The organism is Natronospirillum sp., assembly GCF_022565775.1.
Lineage (GTDB): Bacteria > Pseudomonadota > Gammaproteobacteria > Pseudomonadales > Natronospirillaceae > Natronospirillum.
This window is the reverse complement of sequence record NZ_JAIUMC010000010.1, coordinates 12740-29940: the sequence shown is the minus strand read 5'-3', so window position 1 is coordinate 29940 and position 17201 is coordinate 12740. Positions and strand designations below refer to the sequence as shown.

The following is a 17201-nucleotide window of genomic DNA, read 5'->3' as shown; positions in this document are numbered from 1 at the left end:
CCGGTTCAGTGCGTACCCGATGTTAACTTGCACAGCACAGGAACGGCACCATGCATTGGTTGATTGTCGGTGGCGGCGCCATCGGTACGGCTCTTGGTCGGACATTGTCCGAGCAGGGAGACAGCGCAGATCTGGTCTCGACCTCGGACCAGAACGGGCTGCCTGACGGAGTGACACATCAGCAGCTCGACAGCTGGGAATGGGCCAACGTGCATCAGTGCATCAGTGACCTCAATCAGTTGCCGGACCGGGTGGTGATCACCTGCGGCCTGCTGTGGCAGGGCGAGCAGCAGCCGGAAAAGCGGCTGGAAGACCTCACCCCGGAACACCTCATCAACAGCCTGAACGCCAATACCCTGGCACCCATGGCAGTCCTGCAGGCCCTCACTCGGCGCCTGCAACGCCAGTCAAGGCTGCAGGCTCTGGTGCTGACTGCCAAGGTGGGCAGTATCAGCGACAACCGGCTGGGAGGGTGGTACAGCTATCGCGCCACCAAGGCTGCGACCAACATGCTGATCAGAACCACTGCGATCGAATGGGCGCGCCGCTTTCCCGACTGTGCCGTTGGCGCCTATCACCCGGGCACCACGATCAGTGACCTGTCGAGCCCCTTCCAGGCGCGAGTGCCGGAGGGCCAGCTCAAATCGGCAGCAGATGCCGCGCAGTGCCTCTGTGCCACCATGAGCAAGGTATCACCCGCTACGACCGGCCAGTTCTGGAACTGGGACGGCTCAACCCTGCCCTGGTAGACAGACAGGACACTAGCGAGCCTAATCCTGCCCCTCGGGCATGGTGGAAGAGTGGTGCTCGATAATCTGCCAGCGCGTGCCGTCATGCCGATAGGCGAAGGTGAAGCGGGCTCTGACATCGGCGCCGGTGGCACCCATGTGAAACAGATAGACGCCCGAGTGCAGCGCTATATCACCGTGCAGGCGCACATGGCTTTCCTGCACTGTGCCCTGAGGCTGCAGGCCGAGAAATTCGGAAAAATAGTCCCTGATGCCCTCGTGATCGGTTCGCACCCGGTTGGACACCGTGGGCAGCAGCACCGCATCCGGCGCATACAGGGCGACAACATTGTCCGGATCCAGGGTGGCCAGCGCCCGATTCCAGTCGTCAAACAGTGCTCTGATTTCCTCGTGATTGGTACTCAACAATATCTGCTCACTCTTGCTGGTTTATCGAATTCTTTTCCCAGCGTTGTGCTCTGTCGACATCACTTCCGCGTGCCTCCAGCCAACGCTCTCCCTCTGCGGTTATTTCCTTCTTCCAGAAAGGTGCCCGGGTTTTGAGGGCGTCCATTATAAAGTCTGTGGCAGCGAACGCATCCCCTCTGTGCGGACTGGTCGTGCCTACCCAGACAATCTGGTCGCCGGGTTCCAGCCGGCCCACCCGGTGAATCAGGCTGATCCGACCGAGTTGCCAGCGGCCCCTGGCCTCCGCCACCAGAGCCTGCAGGCTTTTCTCGGTCATGCCTGGATAGTGCTCCAGCTCCATCGCGGCAACCGGGTCACCCAGGTTGAGGTCGCGCATTCGGCCCACAAAGGAAACCACCGCACCATCGCCTGTATTGCCGGATACCAGCCAGTCGTACTCGGCGGCAAAAGAAAAATCGGCGGTCTGCACCAGAATGCGGTCGGTCATGGCTCAGCCTCCTGTGACCGGAGGGAAAAAAGCCACTTCATCGCCCGGCTGCACAGGCGCCGTGGAGGACGCCATCTCCTGATTGACCGCCACCAGCAGATCTGACGTCAGTGCCTGCCAATCAGCGCCCCGGGCACGCAGTGCCGCGCGCAGGTCGGCTACCGTAGCGGTCTTGGGCCAGGCCAGTTGCACCTGGGGCTCGGGCAGCGCCTCACGCAGGCGGGCGAAAAAGAGTACCTTGACGGTCTGTTCACTCATAATGCCGACTCCGCAGTCCAGTGCCCGCTCTTGCCGCCTTGCTTTTCCAGCACCCGGATGTTTTCGATGACCATGCCGGGGTCAACGGCCTTGCACATATCAAACAGCGTCAGCGCGGCCACGGAGACTGCCGTGAGCGCTTCCATTTCCACCCCGGTCTGGCCACTCAGGCGACACAGGCTCAGCACTTCAACGCCGCTGTTCTCATCATCCAGTGTGAAATCAACCTGCACCTTGGACAAGGCCAGCGGATGACACAGGGGTATCAGGTCCCAGGTGCGCTTGGCCGCCTGAATGCCGGCGATCCGCGCCACCGACAGCACATCACCCTTCTTGTGACCGCCGTCGGCTATCAGTTTCAGCGTTGCCGGCTGCATGCGCACGAAGCCGGCCGCGCGCGCTTCACGGTGTGTCACTGCCTTGGCGGACACGTCGACCATGCTGGCCTCGCCAGCGCTGTTCAGGTGGGTCAGTTTGCTCATCAGGCACTACCTCCCGAGTGGCCGGCTGCTCTGACATGAGGTGCAAAGTTGCAGGGACGGCTGCGGCTGTCCAGTTGCGCCTGCAGAATGCCTTCCCAGGCCAGACGGCAGGCACCGGTTGAGCCGGGCAGGCAGAAAATGAGGGTTCGATTGGACAAGCCGGCCAGCGCTCGACTCTGTACCGTGGCCGTACCGATATCAGCCAGAGAGAGATGACGGAACAACTCGCCGAAGCCATCCACAGTCTTGTCAAACAGCACACTCAGAGCTTCCGGCGTCGAGTCGCGGCCCGTAAGGCCGGTGCCACCGGTGACCAGCACCACCTGGATCTCCGGGTCAGCGATCCATTGCGCCACCACAGCGCGCAACTGGTAGACATCGTCGCGCACCAGATTGCGGGTGGCGAGCCGGTGCCCGGCAGTCTGCAGGCTGTCCACCAGATAGTCACCCGAGGTGTCGTTGTCTGCAGTGCGCGTGTCTGACACGGTCAGCACGGCAACGTTCAGCGGTTCAAATTCGGAAGAGGCGTGATTGCTCATGATGGGGTCTCGTTCTGTTCGGATTCAGCAGGGATGATCTGACGCAGGTCATCCGGTGTATTGGCATTGCTCAGGGCCTGCGCATCACCCTGCAGCCAGGTCACGTCGGCACCCAGGTCCTGCAGCAGCCCCCTGACGGAGCGATGTGCGGGGTCCTGCGACTCAAGGCGCGCTTGCAGCAGGGCCAGACAGTCCGGGTTGCCGGTCAGCAGCAACGGAAACAGGCTGTTGCGGTAGGCGGCATGAGCGGTCGATGTCTGCAGCAAGGCACCCAGATGCTCCACTGGCACGCGCGGCATATCGACCGGCAGAAACAGGCAGCGCTCTCCCGGACTGGCGGTCATGATCGTGGCCATGCCCGCCAGCGGCCCAGGCTGATCGGGCAGCAGGTCGGGCTGACCGTCCGGGCCACTGACACAGACCTCGCTGCAGACCTGCAGCAGCCGATGCCGGGCATGGTCCAGCCAGGTGATATCGCCAGCGGGCGTCGGCCAGCGCAGGGTCTGCTTGGGCTGGCCCATGCGCCGGGACTGACCGCCGGCCAGAATGACTCCACAGACGGCACTCATGCTCAGCCACCCAGCATCGACAGGTCGCGGGTAATGCCGGTATCGCGCTCATGCAGCCCGTGAGTGGCCTTCTTGTCGCCCAGAGAACTGCGTATGACCGCCGCCAGTTCATCGGCCTGCTCGTCATGCTGCAACCAGGGCCTGAGGTCATAGCCGTGATCGCCAAACAGGCAAAGGTGCAGTTTGCCCTGGGCGGACACCCGCAACCGGTTGCAGGTAGTGCAGAAATCAGGACTGTAGGGCATGATCAGCCCGATGCGACCGGCATAATCGGGGTGCCAGAATTCCTGGGCGGGCCCGGCATCGCGCCGCTTCACGACCGGCTGCCAGCCTTCGAGCAACAATTGCTGCTTCACCTGACTGAGGGGCACATGGTGGCGCTCATAAAAGCCCGGGTCAGCACCGGTTTCCATCACCTCGATAAAGCGCATGGTGATCGGCATGTCTCTGAGCCAGTGCAAAAAGCTGCCCAGATGGTCGTTCACGCCGCGCATATAGACGGCATTGACCTTGACGGTCAGACCGGCCTCAAGCGCACAGTCGAGTCCGCGCAGCACCTCCTGCAGCCGGTCATGGCCGGTTATGGCCTGAAACTGGGCCGGGTCCAAAGAGTCGATGCTGACATTGAGCTGATCAAGCCCGGCAGCCGCCCAGCCGGCGGCCCGTTCGGGCAACCGATAGCCATTGCTGGTCAGCGCCACCCGCTCGATATCGGGTGTGGCGCGCGCATCGGCGATGATGGCGTCGAGATCCTTGCGGATGGTGGGCTCACCACCGGTCAGGCGAATCTTGCGGGTGCCGTGCTCGGCGAAAACACGCATTACCCGCCGCAGTTCATCGCGGCGCATGAACGCGCTGGCGCTCGGCCCCGAATACCCGTTGGGCAGGCAATAGGTACAGCGGAAATTGCAGATTTCCGTAATTGACAGGCGCAGGTAATAAAACCGACGCCCGAACTGGTCAGCAAACATCTGGTTAACCCCTTTCCAAATACCGGGAGGCACAGACGTTTCCATACTGTACCCTGCCGCCAGCACGTTGACTGGCGAGGCCCAGGACCCATCTGCAGGTGACGTGTCACCGCAGTGCAGGCATCAAGGGCTCGGAGTTCAAGTTTTCAGTTTCCATCCTACGGCTGAAGCGTAAAATAGCAATACAAAACGGGGGCGTAAGCCCACCGATTACACACTATTTGATCTGAATCTATCAGGAGAGTCTGGTCTGTGAGCGCAGAATCCTTTGGCACCCTCGACACGGGTGACGACAATATTGTTGAAGTCACCGAACAAACCTTCATGCAGGACATCGTGGAGCAGTCCAGTCGCAAACCGGTTCTGATCGATTTCTGGGCCGACTGGTGTGGCCCCTGCCAGAATCTGATGCCAGTACTGGAGGGGCTGGCGCGCGCGCAGCCAGACCGCTTTGTGCTGGCCAAAGTCAACGCCGACGCGGAACAGGGACTGACGGCCCAGTTTGGCGTGCGCAGCCTGCCCACCGTGGTACTGGTGAGGGATGGCGCGCTGGCCGGTCACTTCACCGGCGCCAAGAGCCAGTCCGAAGTGGAAGCCTTTCTCGACGAGCACCTGGGCCCTTATGCCGCGGACACGGCCGAAGCAGAAGAGGCTCCGGAACCGCCGGTGCACAATGAAGAACTGGCCCTGCTGGAAGCCAGCTATGCCGCCGACCCGGGCCCGGCCAGCGCCCATGCTCTGGCCATGGCGTTGGCGGAAGCCGGCCAGTTCGAACGGGCCTTCGAACTGCTGTTGGACCTGCTGCGGCAAGATCTCGGCTGGAACAACAATCAGGGTCGGCAGGACATGCAGCGCCTGTTTGGCGAGTGCCCTGACAAGGCGCTGGTTGCCCGCTTTCAGCGCCGACTGATGACGTTGCTCTATTGAATCCGGCAGCTAAACCGATAATACCGGTGCAAAATGTTGAGTCGCTTCCTTGCACTCTCCATGGCTGAACTATACTTCAGCGATGGGGGTGCATCATGTCGCAGTCAACAAGTTCCGCACCAGAATTGATCGATGCGTTGCCGGTGGGCGTCCTGCAGGTCGCTCCGGACGGCCGCATTGTGAGCATCAATCAATGGGTTCGTCGGCTGCTGCCCGAAAAAGCCCTGGGGCAGTCTCTGAAGCTGTCCGACCTGCTGCCAGACGGGCTCTTGTCCCTGCAATCCGGGGAAAGCATCCAGTGTGTTTTCGGGGGCCTGCCCTGCCAGGCCCTGCTGACTCGCCTCGACACTTCGGCAAAAAAAAACCGGGTGATTACGCTGATTCCCCAGCGGGCACTCTGACTGCGAGCTGAGCTCAGTGCTCGCTGCGCCGCAGGATGGCAAAGTACATGGTATCGGCGTCCTGCTCCGGAAAACCGACCAACTGTTGACTGACCAGAGTGAAGTCGGGCTGGCCCTGGAGCCATTGGAAAACCTGCTCCTCGTTTTCGGCGGTCAGCCAACTGCAGGTTGCGTAGACCAGTGTACCTCCCGGTCGCACTGAGGGTGCTACCTGATTCATGATCCGGGTTTGCAACTCTGTCTGTTCGGCAATGCCCTGCTCACTCAGGCGCCAGCGAGCATCCGGATTGCGCCGCCAGGTGCCGGCGCCGGTGCAGGGTGCATCAACCAGCACACGATCGAACCCGCCCTGCCCTGCTGCTTCTGAAGGCAGTTCCAGCGGCCCGGAAGCATCCCAGGGTCGGGTCTGAATATTGAACCAGCCCGCGCGCTGCGCCCGCCGCTGCAATTCTTCCAGTTTGTAGGCCCGGATATCGGTGGCGATGAGGGTACCCCGATTGTTCATGCGACTGGCCAGAGCCTGCGTTTTCCCGCCGCCCCCGGCGCAGGCATCCCAGACCACTTCTCCGGGACGCGCCCCCACCGCCCGACTGATCTGCTGGCTGGCCCAGTCCTGAATTTCCAGACCTCCGAGACGGTAAGCTGCGCTCTGATAGATACTGCGCCCGCCCGTTGCCTGCAGCGCATCTTCGTCAGCACTCACGGTAAAGCCCAACTGCTCCAGTTCGCGCACCACTGCGCCAGCCTGCTTCGGCTTTTGCACGCGCACCCAGAGGGGCGGCCGCGTATTCTGACCCAGCAGGAACTGATTGACGATGTCTTCGCTCCAGTCACTGGCCTCGGCCCGACGGCGCAACCAGGTGTGCCAGCCGGTTCTCCACCCGTGCAGCAGCCCGCGGGTCTGTTCATTGGCCTGCCATTGGTCCCGGGCACGGTCCCAGAAGGGCTGGCGAAAAGGCAGGTCGTCCTCCAGTTCCCGCGGCGCATCGGCCGATCCAGGCAAGAGTTGCTGCAACCAGAACCAGACCGTGGCAGGGGGCAGGTGTCGCGCCGCCTGCCAGATATCGGTGCCGGCCAATTCGGCATCCCGCGCCAGCGCAAAATCCGCCATGTCACTGACCTGGCGCTGATAGCCTTCTTCCAGCAGCGTAATGGGCAGCAAAAAGCGCATGGTGGTAAACAGGGCGTCGGCGTAAAACAGCCGGTCTTGCCGACCAAACTGTTTTTGCGCCCGCAGTTGCTGACTGAGCCAGCGATCCAGTTGTGGCAACTCGGGCTCTTCACACAGGCGCTGCCACAGACGGCCGAGATGCGGATAGCGATACCCGCGGAAGTCCGGCAGAGCGGGCTGCAGATGAGACCAGTCGCTGGTCATAGGACAGTTTTCCTCAGTGTACAGGTGTTGATTTGTCACCGGTGGGCCGCCATGATGAGCCCCTCAAAAATCCAGTCAGGTCCCGCATGGTAATGGCTCAGGCAGCGCAATTAAACTCTGTTCTACAACAGCACACCTGGTATGCCCGCCTGGTACTGCTGGGCGGCGGCGCCCTGGCTCCGCTTGTTTTCGCACCCTTCAATGTCTGGCCATTGGCCTTGGCACTGCCGGTGCTGTTCTGGTGGCTGACGGCCCGTCAGGCCCCGAAAACGGCGTTCTGGCATGGCTGGTGGTTCGGTGCCGGTTTTTTCGGCACGGGCATCTCCTGGGTGTATTTCTCGATGCGGGCCGTCGAGACGCCGGTGTGGATCTCTCTGGTACTGACCATTGCTTTCTGTCTGGCCATGGCCTTCCTGTTCGCTCTGCAGGCTGGCTTGCCCGCTCTGGCCCGGCGCCGAGTCAATCTGCACTGGCTGATCTACCCGCTGCTATGGCTGGCCTTCGAGGGGCTGCGAAGTACGCTGTTCACCGGCATGCCCTGGCTGATCTGGGGCACCGTGGCCACCGATACGGTGCTGCGCGGCTGGCTGCCGATCGGAGGCGTTTTCCTGGTCAGCCTGCTGTTGCTGGTGACCGCGGCCTGCTTCTGGCAAGTGAGTCCGGCACGCAGGCTTACCCTGGCGGCACCGCTGTTGCTGATCCTGCTCACCTGGGGTGGCGGCACCCTGCTGCTCGACCGCGACTATACCGAACTGGCTCGTGAGACACCGATCACGGCAGCCGCGCTGCAAGGCAATGTACCCCAGGACATCAAATGGCAGCGCCAGCAGATACAGCGCAATCTGGACCTCTATGAGGCGCTCAATGCCGAGCACCCGGAGGCAGATCTGCTGGTGTGGCCGGAAACTGCCATAACCGCCTTTCCGGAAGAAATTCAGTCCCAACTGGAGGCACTTGAACAGCGCCTCTCCGACAATGGCCAGGGCTTGGTGGCCGGGCTGCCCCTGTGGGGCGAGGGTCGTGACTATTACAACGCCATGCGTGGTTTCGGCACCGCCAGCGGGGACTACAACAAGCAGCACCTGGTGCCTTTTGGCGAGTACCTGCCTTTGCAGGGTCTATTGCAGGGCCTGATCGCCTTTTTTGACCTGCCCATGTCGGGTTTTTCAGCCGGTGCGGCAGAACAGGCCCCGATCATCCTGAACATCGATGGCGAGGATTGGCGACTGGGCACCCTGATCTGCTACGAAGCGGCCTACCCCGGACTCTCACGCACCCAGACGCTGGATACCCACCTGCTGGTGGTGATCAGCAACGATGCCTGGTTCGGTCGCAGCCTGGCGCCGGCACAGCATCTGCAGATCACGCGCGCCCGGGCGATAGAAAACCAGCGTGACATGGTGCGGGCCACCCAGAATGGCATCTCCGCCGTGGTCAATCATCATGGCCAACTGATGGCGCGCACACCACAGTTCGAGGCAGCGACCGTTGCCGGACAATTGTTTCTGCGCACCGGTACCACACCCTACCAGCGCTGGGGAGAGGGGCTGGTCTGGTTGCTGAGCACGCTGACCCTGCTGGCCGCTCTGGTGCTGACCCTGGGACTGGTGCGCCGCTGACGAAACCATTGCCACTAGAACCGCCTGCATGGCGATTTCTCGGCGCGTGTTCCGGCAGAGTCCAGTCGAAATAGCGCCGCGACTCAGGTATCCTTGTGGGCCGAAAATCAGCGCATTCGAAACCAACCTTCCGCACCCGGCGGCGGCATGCCGCGCGGACCCGAACCGAGAGAAGTGAACCGAACCCTATGGAAGCCAATTATTCTCCCCGTGACATTGAACCCGGAGTCCAGCAGCTGTGGGCTGAGAACCAGGTGTTTCGTGCTGTCAAGGACAGCAGCCGGGAAAAGTACTATTGCATGTCCATGTTCCCCTACCCCAGCGGTCACCTGCACATGGGGCATGTGCGCAACTACACCATTTCCGATGTCATGGCGCGCTACCAGAAGATGCTGGGCAAGAATGTGCTGCATCCCATGGGGTGGGATGCGTTCGGTCTGCCGGCAGAGAACGCCGCCATCCAGAACAAGACGGCGCCGGCCAAGTGGACCTACGCCAATACCGACTATATGCGCGAGCAGCTCAAGTCGCTGGGCTTCGGTTTTGACTGGTCGCGTGAAGTCACCACCTGCAGCCCTGACTACTACCGCTGGGAGCAGTGGTTCTTCACCCGGCTGTACGAAAAGGGCCTGGTCTACAAGAAGATGGCTACCGTCAACTGGGACCCGGTCGACCAGACAGTACTCGCCAACGAACAGGTTATCGACGGACGCGGCTGGCGCTCCGGTGCGCCGGTTGAGCGCAAGGCGATTCCGCAGTGGTTCATCAAGATCACCGAATATGCCGAAGAACTGCTGAACGATCTGGACAAGCTTCCCAACTGGCCGGAACAGGTCAAGACCATGCAGCGCAATTGGATCGGGCGCTCCGAAGGCGTCGATCTGGAGTTTGGACTGGAAGACAGCGAGCGCACCCTGGCGGTTTACACCACCCGACCGGACACCCTGTTTGGTGTGACCTACATGGCCGTGGCCGCCGGTCATCCGCTGGCCGCCGAGGCCGCTGCCGGCAACCCTGAGTTGCAGGCGTTTATCGATGAATGCCAGCACTCCACCACCTCGGAAGCCGACATGGCGACCATGGAGAAGAAGGGTATGCCCCTCGGCAGGCATGCCATCCACCCGCTGACCGGTGACCGCATACCGGTCTGGATCGCCAATTTCGTGCTGATGGATTACGGCAGTGGCGCCATCATGGCGGTGCCCGGGCACGACGAGCGGGACTGGGAATTTGCCACCAAGTATGACCTGCCTATCCGGCAGGTGATTAGCCCGGCAGAAGGCAGCAAGGATACCGTCGATCTGACACAGGCGGCCTACAGTGCCAAGGGCGTGGTGATGAATTCCGGCCAGTACGATGGCATGACTTCGGAAGCTGCATTTGATGCCATCGCCCAATACCTGGAAGACGCCGGCAAGGGCAAGCGCACGGTCAATTATCGTCTGCGTGACTGGGGTGTCTCGCGGCAGCGTTACTGGGGCGCGCCGATTCCCATGTTCAACCTGCCTGATGGCGGCGAGATTCCGGTGCCGGCGCACAAGCTGCCCGTATTGCTGCCAGAAGACGTGGTCATGGACGGTGTACAGTCACCGCTCAAGGCGGACCCCGAATGGCGCAAGGACGAACTGGATGGCCAGCCCGTCGAGCGTGAGACCGATACCTTCGATACCTTCATGGAGTCGAGCTGGTATTACGCCCGCTACACCAGCCCGCAGTATGCCGACGGCATGGTAGACCCGGAGGAAGCCAACTACTGGCTGCCGGTCGATCAGTATGTCGGTGGCATCGAACACGCCATCCTGCACCTGCTGTATTCCCGCTTCTTCCACAAGTTGATGCGCGACGAAGGCATGGTCGATTGTGACGAGCCGTTCGAGAGCCTGCTTTGCCAGGGCATGGTGCTGGCCGAGAGTTACTACAAGACTGAGAATGGTGCGCCTCAGTGGATATCCCCGAAAGACGTCAAGGTCGAGCGGGACGACAAGGGTCAGGTGGTCAAGGTCAATCAGGTCAGCACCGGTGACGAATTGGTCTACGGCGGCATGACCAAGATGTCCAAGTCGAAAAACAATGGCGTGGATCCGCAAGATGCCATAGCCACCTATGGTGCCGACACGGTGCGTCTGTTCTCCATGTTCGCGGCACCCCCGGAGCAGACTCTGGAATGGATCGACTCGGGTGTTCAGGGGTCGCACAAATTCCTGCAACGCCTGTGGCGCGCGGTACATGCAGTGCAGGGCCAGAGCAAGGGTGACCCGATACCCGCAGACCTGTCAGACGAGGCGCGGGCGTTGCGCCGCAAGACCCACGAGACCATTCAGAAGGTCACCGACGACTTTGGCCGCCGGTTTACCTTCAACACGGCTATCGCGGCCATCATGGAACTGCTCAACACCCTGAACCGCTTTCCGGATGACCGGCCCCAGGAGCTGCCGGTGGTGCGGGAATCACTGGAAGCCATGGTGCTGATGCTGCAGCCAGTGGCCCCGCACATTACCCATGTGCTCTGGCAGGCTCTGGGTCACGACAGCCTGATCGTGGACCATGCCTGGCCACAGGTAGACGAGAGCGCTCTGGTGCGCGATGAAATCACCTATGTGGTGCAGGTCAATGGCAAGGTGCGCGCTCGTATCGACATGCCCGCGGATGCCGACAAGGCGACCATCGAAGCCACTGCCCAGGCAGCGGACAATGTGCGCAAGTTCACCGACGGCAAGGACGTGAAACGGGTGATCGTGGTGCCGGGCAAACTGGTCAACATTGTTGTGGCCGGCTGAGCAGGCCCACTGACGAGATGGATATTCGCCTGGAACAGCTGCGCGGTCATCTGCAGGAGCAACTGCTCCCGATCTATGTGGTGACCGGTCAGGAGCCGCTGCTGATGCAGGAGGCTCTGGACCAGTTGCGCCAGGCGGCCCGTGAACGCGACTATGGCGAGCGGCGGGTGTTCAATGCCGATGCCCAGTTTGACTGGAGCGAACTGGTGGCCGCCAATCAGGCACTGTCGCTGTTCAGTGAACGGCAGATTCTGGAAATACAGCTGGAACGCAAGCCGGACAGCTCAGGGCAGGCTGCGCTGCTTGAGTATGCCGCCTCCCCCAACCCGGACAACCTGCTGCTGCTCAGCGCGGAGCCGCTGGACACGGCGGCGCGCAAGACCAAGTGGTTTCGAACCTTCAGTGCCCAGGCGGGCGTGATCACCGCCTGGCCCGTCAGTCGGCAGGAGTTGCCGAACTGGCTGGCCCAGAGAGCTCGCCAGATGGACCTGCAACTGGATCAGGCCGCTGTGCAGTTGCTGGCGGAGCGCGTGGACGGCAATCTGCTGGCGGCGCGCCAGGAACTCGACAAGCTGGCCTTGCTGTATGCGGGAGAGTCTGTCACTGCCGAAGCCGTGCTGGAAGCGGTCGTCGACAACGCCCGCTTTACCGTTTTTGATCTGGTGGATGCCCTGCATGGGGGTGACCTGGGACGCAGTCAGCGTATTCTGGACAGCCTGCACAGCGAAGGGGTCGAGCCCTTGATCATTCAGTGGACGCTCACCCGGGAAGTCAGAACACTGCTGGCGCTGCAGGCCCGTCTGCAAGCCGGTGAAGCGCCACAGCAGGCCTGCCAGGCGTTGCGCATCTTTCGCCAGCGTCAAGGCCTGGCGCAGCAGGCGGCCCAGCGTGTCCGTCCGGCGCGCTGGCAGGGCTTGCTGACCCTGCTGCAGCGCACGGAAGCAGCGGCCAAAGGCTCGGAGACGCTCAGCCCCTGGCTGCTGCTGGGTCAGGTGGTGCTGCGCTGGACCAGTTAAGGGCCTTCCACAGACCCACGCTCAACTGTGCCGGACCACGCTGACGTCTTCCGCCTGCAGGCCCTTCTCGCTCTCTACCACACCAAAGCGCACGCGTTGCCCTTCATGCAGCGTGCGGTGGCCGCGCCCGCGAATGGACCGGAAGTGCACAAACACATCCTCTTCATTGTCACGCGTAATGAAACCAAACCCCTTGGCCCCATTGAACCATTTCACGATACCCTCTTCACGGGTGTCGACCACGGCCTCAAGGGGCAAAAACAGAACCGCTATCTGAGCCAGCACCACGACAAACCAGGTGGTGAGCAGCGCCGGCCAGAAACCCTCTGCGCCCATGACTCCGGCTTCCGGGCTACCCTGCCAGAAAGCGATACCATAAAGAATACCCAGCGCTGCCACGAGCCCGATGGCGGCGCGAATGACCAATACCAGAACCTTCATCATAAGTTGTCTCTTCAACCTCTATTCAACCTGAAAACCAATGAAAATAACCGACACAGAGGATTGTCTCCGCGGCACACTGTCGCTCTGGCTGATCTCAGGCAATTGCCCGTCGGCCGTGTTATCCTTGACAGTGCGAGTGAGCATAATGCCAAAAAGCGCACCGGGAGGGCAAACGCACGCATGAGCACCGAGTCGGAAAATGGTGTTGCAAAGCGCCTTGACGAACTGGAGGCCAGACTGACATTTCAGGATGATCTGCTGGACCAGCTCAATGCGGTTGTCGCTCATCAGGATGCTCTGCTGCGCCAGTATGAGCAGCGCCTCAGTACTCTGGATTCCAGAGTACGTCAGGTGTCCGAGCAGGTGGCGCCCGAAATCGACAATGCCCCACCCCCTCATTACTGACAGCCTGGTCCGGATGACTGAACGATGTACGCATTGCTGAAAAAACTGCTGAAGCTCTGGATCCGCTTCGACCAGAAGACCGCTGTCGAACTGCCCAGACTGGATCCCGGAAAACCGGTTATCTACGTGGTGCGCTGGCAAAGCCTGTCAGACAGCATGGCGGCTGATCTGTTTCTGGAGCACCATCGCCTGCCCAGGTTGCGCGAAGTCAGTTCCGACCGCCCCCTGGTGGCTCTGGAACTGAAACGGCGCTATCAGAGAAGGCTGCGCCGGCGTGGTGAAGCCAGCACTCTGGGCATGCTGTGCCAGCGTGTTCATGATGATGAGTCGCTGGATTATCAACTGGTGCCGGTCAATGTGTTCTGGGGCCGCGCACCCAACCGGGAAAGTTCTCTTTTTCGCGTCCTTTTTTCCGACCGCTGGACCATTCCCGGTCCGATTCGCAAGTTTTTTACCGTCCTGTTCAATGGGCGCAACACCTTTGTCGAGGTCAGTGCCCCCGTGTCTCTGCGGGAACTGCAGCAGGGCACACGCTCTGCAGAACATATCAGCCGCAAGGCACACCGGGTGCTGCGGGTGCACTTCAACCGGGTACGGCGGCGGGTGCTGGGGCCGGACCTGTCACACCGGCGCACACTACTCACGCAGATTGTTCACTCTGCGCCCGTGCGCCAGGCCATCACACAACATGCGCGCAGCCAGAAGAGCACCCTCGAGAAATCCAGACAGCAGGCCGTACACTATCTGGAAGAAATCATGGCGGACATCTCGCACCCGACCATCCGGGTGCTGGATATTTTTCTGTCCTGGCTGTGGAACCGGATCTACAACGGCGTCAGCATCAACAACATAGAGGCCATCAAGCAGGCCGCACAGCAGAACGCCATTGTCTATGTGCCCTGCCACCGATCTCACATCGATTATCTGCTGTTGTCCTACTGCCTCTATCACCAGGGCCTCAGTCTGCCGCACATTGCCGCTGGCAAGAACCTGAACATGCCAATCGTCGGGTCGATTCTGCGCCGTGGCGGGGCGTTTTTCATGCGCCGCAGCTTCAAGGGTGACAAGCTCTACACGGCAGTATTCAACGAGTATCTGTATCAGATGTTCAGCCGCGGCTTTCCGGTCGAATACTTTGTCGAGGGCGGGCGCTCGCGCACGGGTCGTATGCTGGTCCCGAAAGCGGGCATGCTGAGCATGAATGTGCGCAGCTTCCTGCGCGGCCACGAGGAAAGCCATGAACTGCCGATGAAGTTCGTACCTGTCTATATCGGTTATGAAAAGGTGTTCGAGGCCAACAGCTACCTGAAGGAGCTGCGCGGTCGCTCCAAGCAGAGCGAGTCAGTTCTGGGGTTGCTGGGCACCGTTCGGCGACTGAAAAACTATGGCACGGTCAATCTCAACTTCGGCACGCCCATCGACCTGGGCCAGTTGATCAGTGATACAGCGCCGGACTGGCGTCAGCAGGTGCAGCAGGACAGCCGGCCAGCCTGGATCAATCAGGTGGTGCATGAGCTCAGTGAACAGATTGCCAAGGGCATCAACAAGGCAGCCGCGCTCAATTCCATCAACCTGCTGGCGCTGGTTCTGTTATCCAGCCCTCGCAACGCGCAGGACCGCAACAGTCTGGTGCAGCAACTCAATATCTATTGCGACCTGCTGCGCGCCGTGCCCTACAGCGACGAGATGTCCTTTCCGCCGGGCAATCCCGATCAATGGCTGGATCATGCCATTGGCATGAAGGTGGTGGAAAAGATCGAGCAGCCGTTAGGTGACATCTATTCGCTCAACGATCATCAGGCCGTGCTGATGACCTACTACCGCAACAATATCCTGCATCTTTTTGCGGTACCGGCACTGATCTGCTGTGGTTTGCAGGTGCACGGTACTGCCAAGACACGTGAGACGCTGCGCAAGCAGTTGACACTGATCTACGGTTATGTCCGCCGGGAGCTTTTCCTGCACTGGTCACTCGAAACCGCACTGGAGAAGGCAGACGCCTACATCGACAAGCTGCTGGAACAGGGCCTGATTGTCGCCGACGGGGAAGACCTGCGCGCGACCAAGGAGCCCGAACGTCTGGTTCACTTCATGGAACTGAGTCGCCTTATGATGCCGACGCTGGAGCGCTACTATCTGACCCTGGCCACACTGGATGCCAGTGGCCAGTCGTCGTTGAGCGCCGGGCAACTGGAATCGCGGGCCCAGGAGGTGGCGCAACTGGTCTCTGTGCTGAATGGCCTGAATGCACCCGAGTTTTTTGACAAGTCCCTGTTCAAACAGTTCGTGCAGACGCTGCGCGAGAAAGAGGTGATTCACACCGACGCTGACAACAGGATCCGCTTTGACCAGCGGGTTCCGGACGGGCTGGCAGCAGCGGAATCACTGCTGAACCCGGAGCTGGTGCGCAACGTAAACTGGATTACCGGGCAGTGGCGCACCGGCGATTGAAATCGCTGGCCTATAATGGAGCCTCCTTTGTAGGCGCTGGCCTTGGCCGCGCTCCGGTGCAGAGGCGCGACCCGTCAAGGCGTCCTGCGGACGCTTATGCGTGGGCAAGCCCACGGCCTACAGATGTAGCTACCGGTAGGCCAGGGGCGTAAGCCCCACTCCGGGGCCGACAGGGCGGCTGACCTGCAGAAAACCGCAGACCTGTGATAAACTGCGCACCAGACACGACAGCGCCTCCAGAGGCGCGCCAATGGAGCTCAAACATGACTGATTCGCCTTCCGGCCGCATCGGCAGCGGTGACAAATTCCGTACCGAGCAGGGTTTTTCGGCCATCAAGAATGGCCAGAAAAAGCGCACACCGGAACCTGATGGTGTAGCGCCCGGACGCAAGCCCAAATGGCTGCGCGCCCGCATCCCCGGCGGCGAGCGCTTCGAAGCGGTCAAGCGCAATGTGAAACAGCATCGTTTGAGCACGGTTTGTGAAGAATCCCATTGCCCGAACCTGGGTGAATGCTGGAACAACGGCACCGCCACCATCATGGTCATGGGGTCGGTCTGTACGCGGGCCTGCCGTTTCTGCGCGGTCGATACCGGCAACCCGAACGGCTGGCTGGATCATGAGGAACCCGAGAACACAGCCAAGTCTGTGGAGCTCATGGGCCTGCGCTATATCGTGCTGACCTCGGTCGATCGTGATGACCTTGAAGACGGCGGCGCCGCGCACTATGCGGCCTGTGTGCAGGCCATCAAGGCGCGGACACCGGAAGTCGTTGTGGAAGCCCTGACACCTGACTTTGACGGCATCCGGAGCCATGTGGAAACCGTCGTCGACTCGGGCCTGGAAGTGTTTGCTCAGAATGTCGAGACGGTGAAACGCCTGACGCATCCGGTGCGCGACCCGCGCGCCGGCTATGAAAAGACGCTGAACGTTCTGGCGCATGCCAAACAACACCGGCCGGACGTCATCACCAAAACCAGTTTGATGCTTGGGCTGGGTGAAACCGACGAGGAAATCATGCAGACCTTCAGGGATCTGCGTGCCATTGGTGTCGACATTGTGACATTGGGACAGTATCTGCGCCCCACGGCCAACCACCTGCCGGTAGAACGCTGGGTAACGCCGGAACAGTTTGACGCCTATCGTGAGGCGGGTCTGGAGATGGGTTTCATGGAAGTGCCGTCCGGACCCATGGTGCGGTCCAGTTATCGTGCCGATCGGGTGTTCGAGAAGAATAATCTGGGTCTGGCGGAACCGGCGGCTGTGCCGGGGCAACAAGCCGATCCGTCCATCATCGCCAAATCAGCCAGTTAGCGCAGGCAAG

18 protein-coding genes and 1 riboswitch are annotated in these 17201 nt (G+C 61.1%); of the genes, 9 read left to right on the top strand and 9 right to left on the bottom strand.

Annotated features, from left to right (window positions below; all coding sequences use genetic code 11):
* The first annotated feature begins 50 nt into the window (after window positions 1-50).
* Window positions 51-749: an SDR family NAD(P)-dependent oxidoreductase gene (locus tag LAT62_RS04080; protein ID WP_293379367.1), complete on the top strand. Its 699-nt coding sequence runs from the start codon at window positions 51-53 to the stop codon at window positions 747-749.
* A gap of 21 nt (window positions 750-770) precedes the next feature.
* On the opposite strand, the gene LAT62_RS04075 is transcribed toward LAT62_RS04080, so the two are convergent.
* The 7 genes from LAT62_RS04075 to moaA form a co-directional block, all read right to left on the bottom strand.
* The gene (locus LAT62_RS04075; RefSeq protein ID WP_293379364.1) at window positions 771-1154 is read right to left on the bottom strand and encodes an SgcJ/EcaC family oxidoreductase; all 384 of its coding nucleotides are present in this window, start codon (window positions 1152-1154) and stop codon (window positions 771-773) included.
* A 10-nt stretch (window positions 1155-1164) separates the two neighbouring features.
* On the bottom strand, window positions 1165-1644 hold the full coding sequence (gene moaE / locus LAT62_RS04070; protein WP_293379361.1) for a molybdopterin synthase catalytic subunit MoaE: 480 nt from the start codon (window positions 1642-1644) through the stop codon (window positions 1165-1167).
* 3 nt (window positions 1645-1647) lie between these two features.
* Window positions 1648-1902 carry a molybdopterin converting factor subunit 1 gene (gene moaD / locus LAT62_RS04065; protein WP_293379358.1) on the bottom strand — a complete coding sequence of 85 codons (255 nt, stop codon included), beginning with the start codon at window positions 1900-1902 and terminating at the stop codon, window positions 1648-1650.
* Window positions 1899-2384 carry a cyclic pyranopterin monophosphate synthase MoaC gene (moaC, locus tag LAT62_RS04060; RefSeq protein ID WP_293379355.1) on the bottom strand — a complete coding sequence of 162 codons (486 nt, stop codon included), beginning with the start codon at window positions 2382-2384 and terminating at the stop codon, window positions 1899-1901. The genes moaD and moaC overlap by 4 nt, the downstream gene beginning before the upstream one ends.
* Window positions 2384-2923, bottom strand: a complete 540-nt coding sequence (gene moaB / locus LAT62_RS04055; protein WP_293379351.1) for a molybdenum cofactor biosynthesis protein B — start codon at window positions 2921-2923, stop codon at window positions 2384-2386. Before moaB ends, moaC begins: the two co-directional genes overlap by 1 nt.
* Window positions 2920-3492: a molybdenum cofactor guanylyltransferase gene (locus LAT62_RS04050; protein ID WP_293379348.1), complete on the bottom strand. Its 573-nt coding sequence runs from the start codon at window positions 3490-3492 to the stop codon at window positions 2920-2922. The genes moaB and LAT62_RS04050 overlap by 4 nt, the downstream gene beginning before the upstream one ends.
* Before the next feature lie 2 nt (window positions 3493-3494).
* Window positions 3495-4463 (bottom strand): GTP 3',8-cyclase MoaA, encoded by a 969-nt coding sequence (gene moaA, locus LAT62_RS04045; protein WP_293379345.1) that lies wholly within the window; start codon window positions 4461-4463, stop codon window positions 3495-3497.
* Window positions 4456-4612: riboswitch (molybdenum cofactor riboswitch) on the bottom strand. (Overlaps the previous gene by 8 nt.)
* A gap of 103 nt (window positions 4613-4715) precedes the next feature.
* Between moaA and LAT62_RS04040 the strand changes: the two genes are divergently transcribed.
* Together LAT62_RS04040 and LAT62_RS04035 are read left to right on the top strand one after the other, a co-directional pair.
* Entirely contained in the window at window positions 4716-5390 is a 675-nt protein-coding gene (locus tag LAT62_RS04040; protein ID WP_293379342.1) for a tetratricopeptide repeat protein, read from the top strand.
* Window positions 5391-5485: 95 nt separating this feature from the next.
* Window positions 5486-5791 (top strand): hypothetical protein, encoded by a 306-nt coding sequence (locus LAT62_RS04035; protein WP_293379340.1) that lies wholly within the window; start codon window positions 5486-5488, stop codon window positions 5789-5791.
* Window positions 5792-5804: 13 nt separating this feature from the next.
* Here the strand turns inward: LAT62_RS04035 and LAT62_RS04030 are convergent, their stop codons facing one another.
* Entirely contained in the window at window positions 5805-7166 is a 1362-nt protein-coding gene (locus LAT62_RS04030) for an RsmB/NOP family class I SAM-dependent RNA methyltransferase (protein WP_293379336.1), read from the bottom strand.
* Window positions 7167-7258: 92 nt separating this feature from the next.
* Here LAT62_RS04030 and lnt point away from each other — a divergent pair, with 92 nt between their 5' ends.
* From lnt to holA, 3 genes are all read left to right on the top strand, one after another.
* Window positions 7259-8785: an apolipoprotein N-acyltransferase gene (gene lnt, locus LAT62_RS04025; RefSeq protein ID WP_293379333.1), complete on the top strand. Its 1527-nt coding sequence runs from the start codon at window positions 7259-7261 to the stop codon at window positions 8783-8785.
* A 188-nt stretch (window positions 8786-8973) separates the two neighbouring features.
* Window positions 8974-11562: a leucine--tRNA ligase gene (gene leuS / locus LAT62_RS04020; RefSeq protein ID WP_293379330.1), complete on the top strand. Its 2589-nt coding sequence runs from the start codon at window positions 8974-8976 to the stop codon at window positions 11560-11562.
* A 17-nt stretch (window positions 11563-11579) separates the two neighbouring features.
* On the top strand, window positions 11580-12578 hold the full coding sequence (gene holA, locus LAT62_RS04015) for a DNA polymerase III subunit delta (RefSeq protein ID WP_293379327.1): 999 nt from the start codon (window positions 11580-11582) through the stop codon (window positions 12576-12578).
* Window positions 12579-12599: 21 nt separating this feature from the next.
* Here holA and LAT62_RS04010 read toward each other — a convergent pair whose 3' ends face one another.
* A complete protein-coding gene (locus LAT62_RS04010; RefSeq protein WP_293379324.1) occupies window positions 12600-13022 on the bottom strand; it encodes a cold-shock protein in 423 nt (140 codons plus the stop codon).
* A 180-nt stretch (window positions 13023-13202) separates the two neighbouring features.
* Here LAT62_RS04010 and LAT62_RS04005 point away from each other — a divergent pair, with 180 nt between their 5' ends.
* From LAT62_RS04005 to lipA, 3 genes are all read left to right on the top strand, one after another.
* Window positions 13203-13427 carry a SlyX family protein gene (locus LAT62_RS04005; RefSeq protein ID WP_293379321.1) on the top strand — a complete coding sequence of 75 codons (225 nt, stop codon included), beginning with the start codon at window positions 13203-13205 and terminating at the stop codon, window positions 13425-13427.
* Window positions 13428-13451: 24 nt separating this feature from the next.
* A complete protein-coding gene (plsB, locus tag LAT62_RS04000) occupies window positions 13452-15878 on the top strand; it encodes a glycerol-3-phosphate 1-O-acyltransferase PlsB (RefSeq protein WP_293379318.1) in 2427 nt (808 codons plus the stop codon).
* A gap of 263 nt (window positions 15879-16141) precedes the next feature.
* Complete coding sequence (gene lipA / locus LAT62_RS03995) at window positions 16142-17191, top strand: lipoyl synthase (RefSeq protein WP_293379315.1); 1050 nt, start codon at window positions 16142-16144, stop codon at window positions 17189-17191.
* The last annotated feature ends 10 nt before the right edge of the window (window positions 17192-17201 follow it).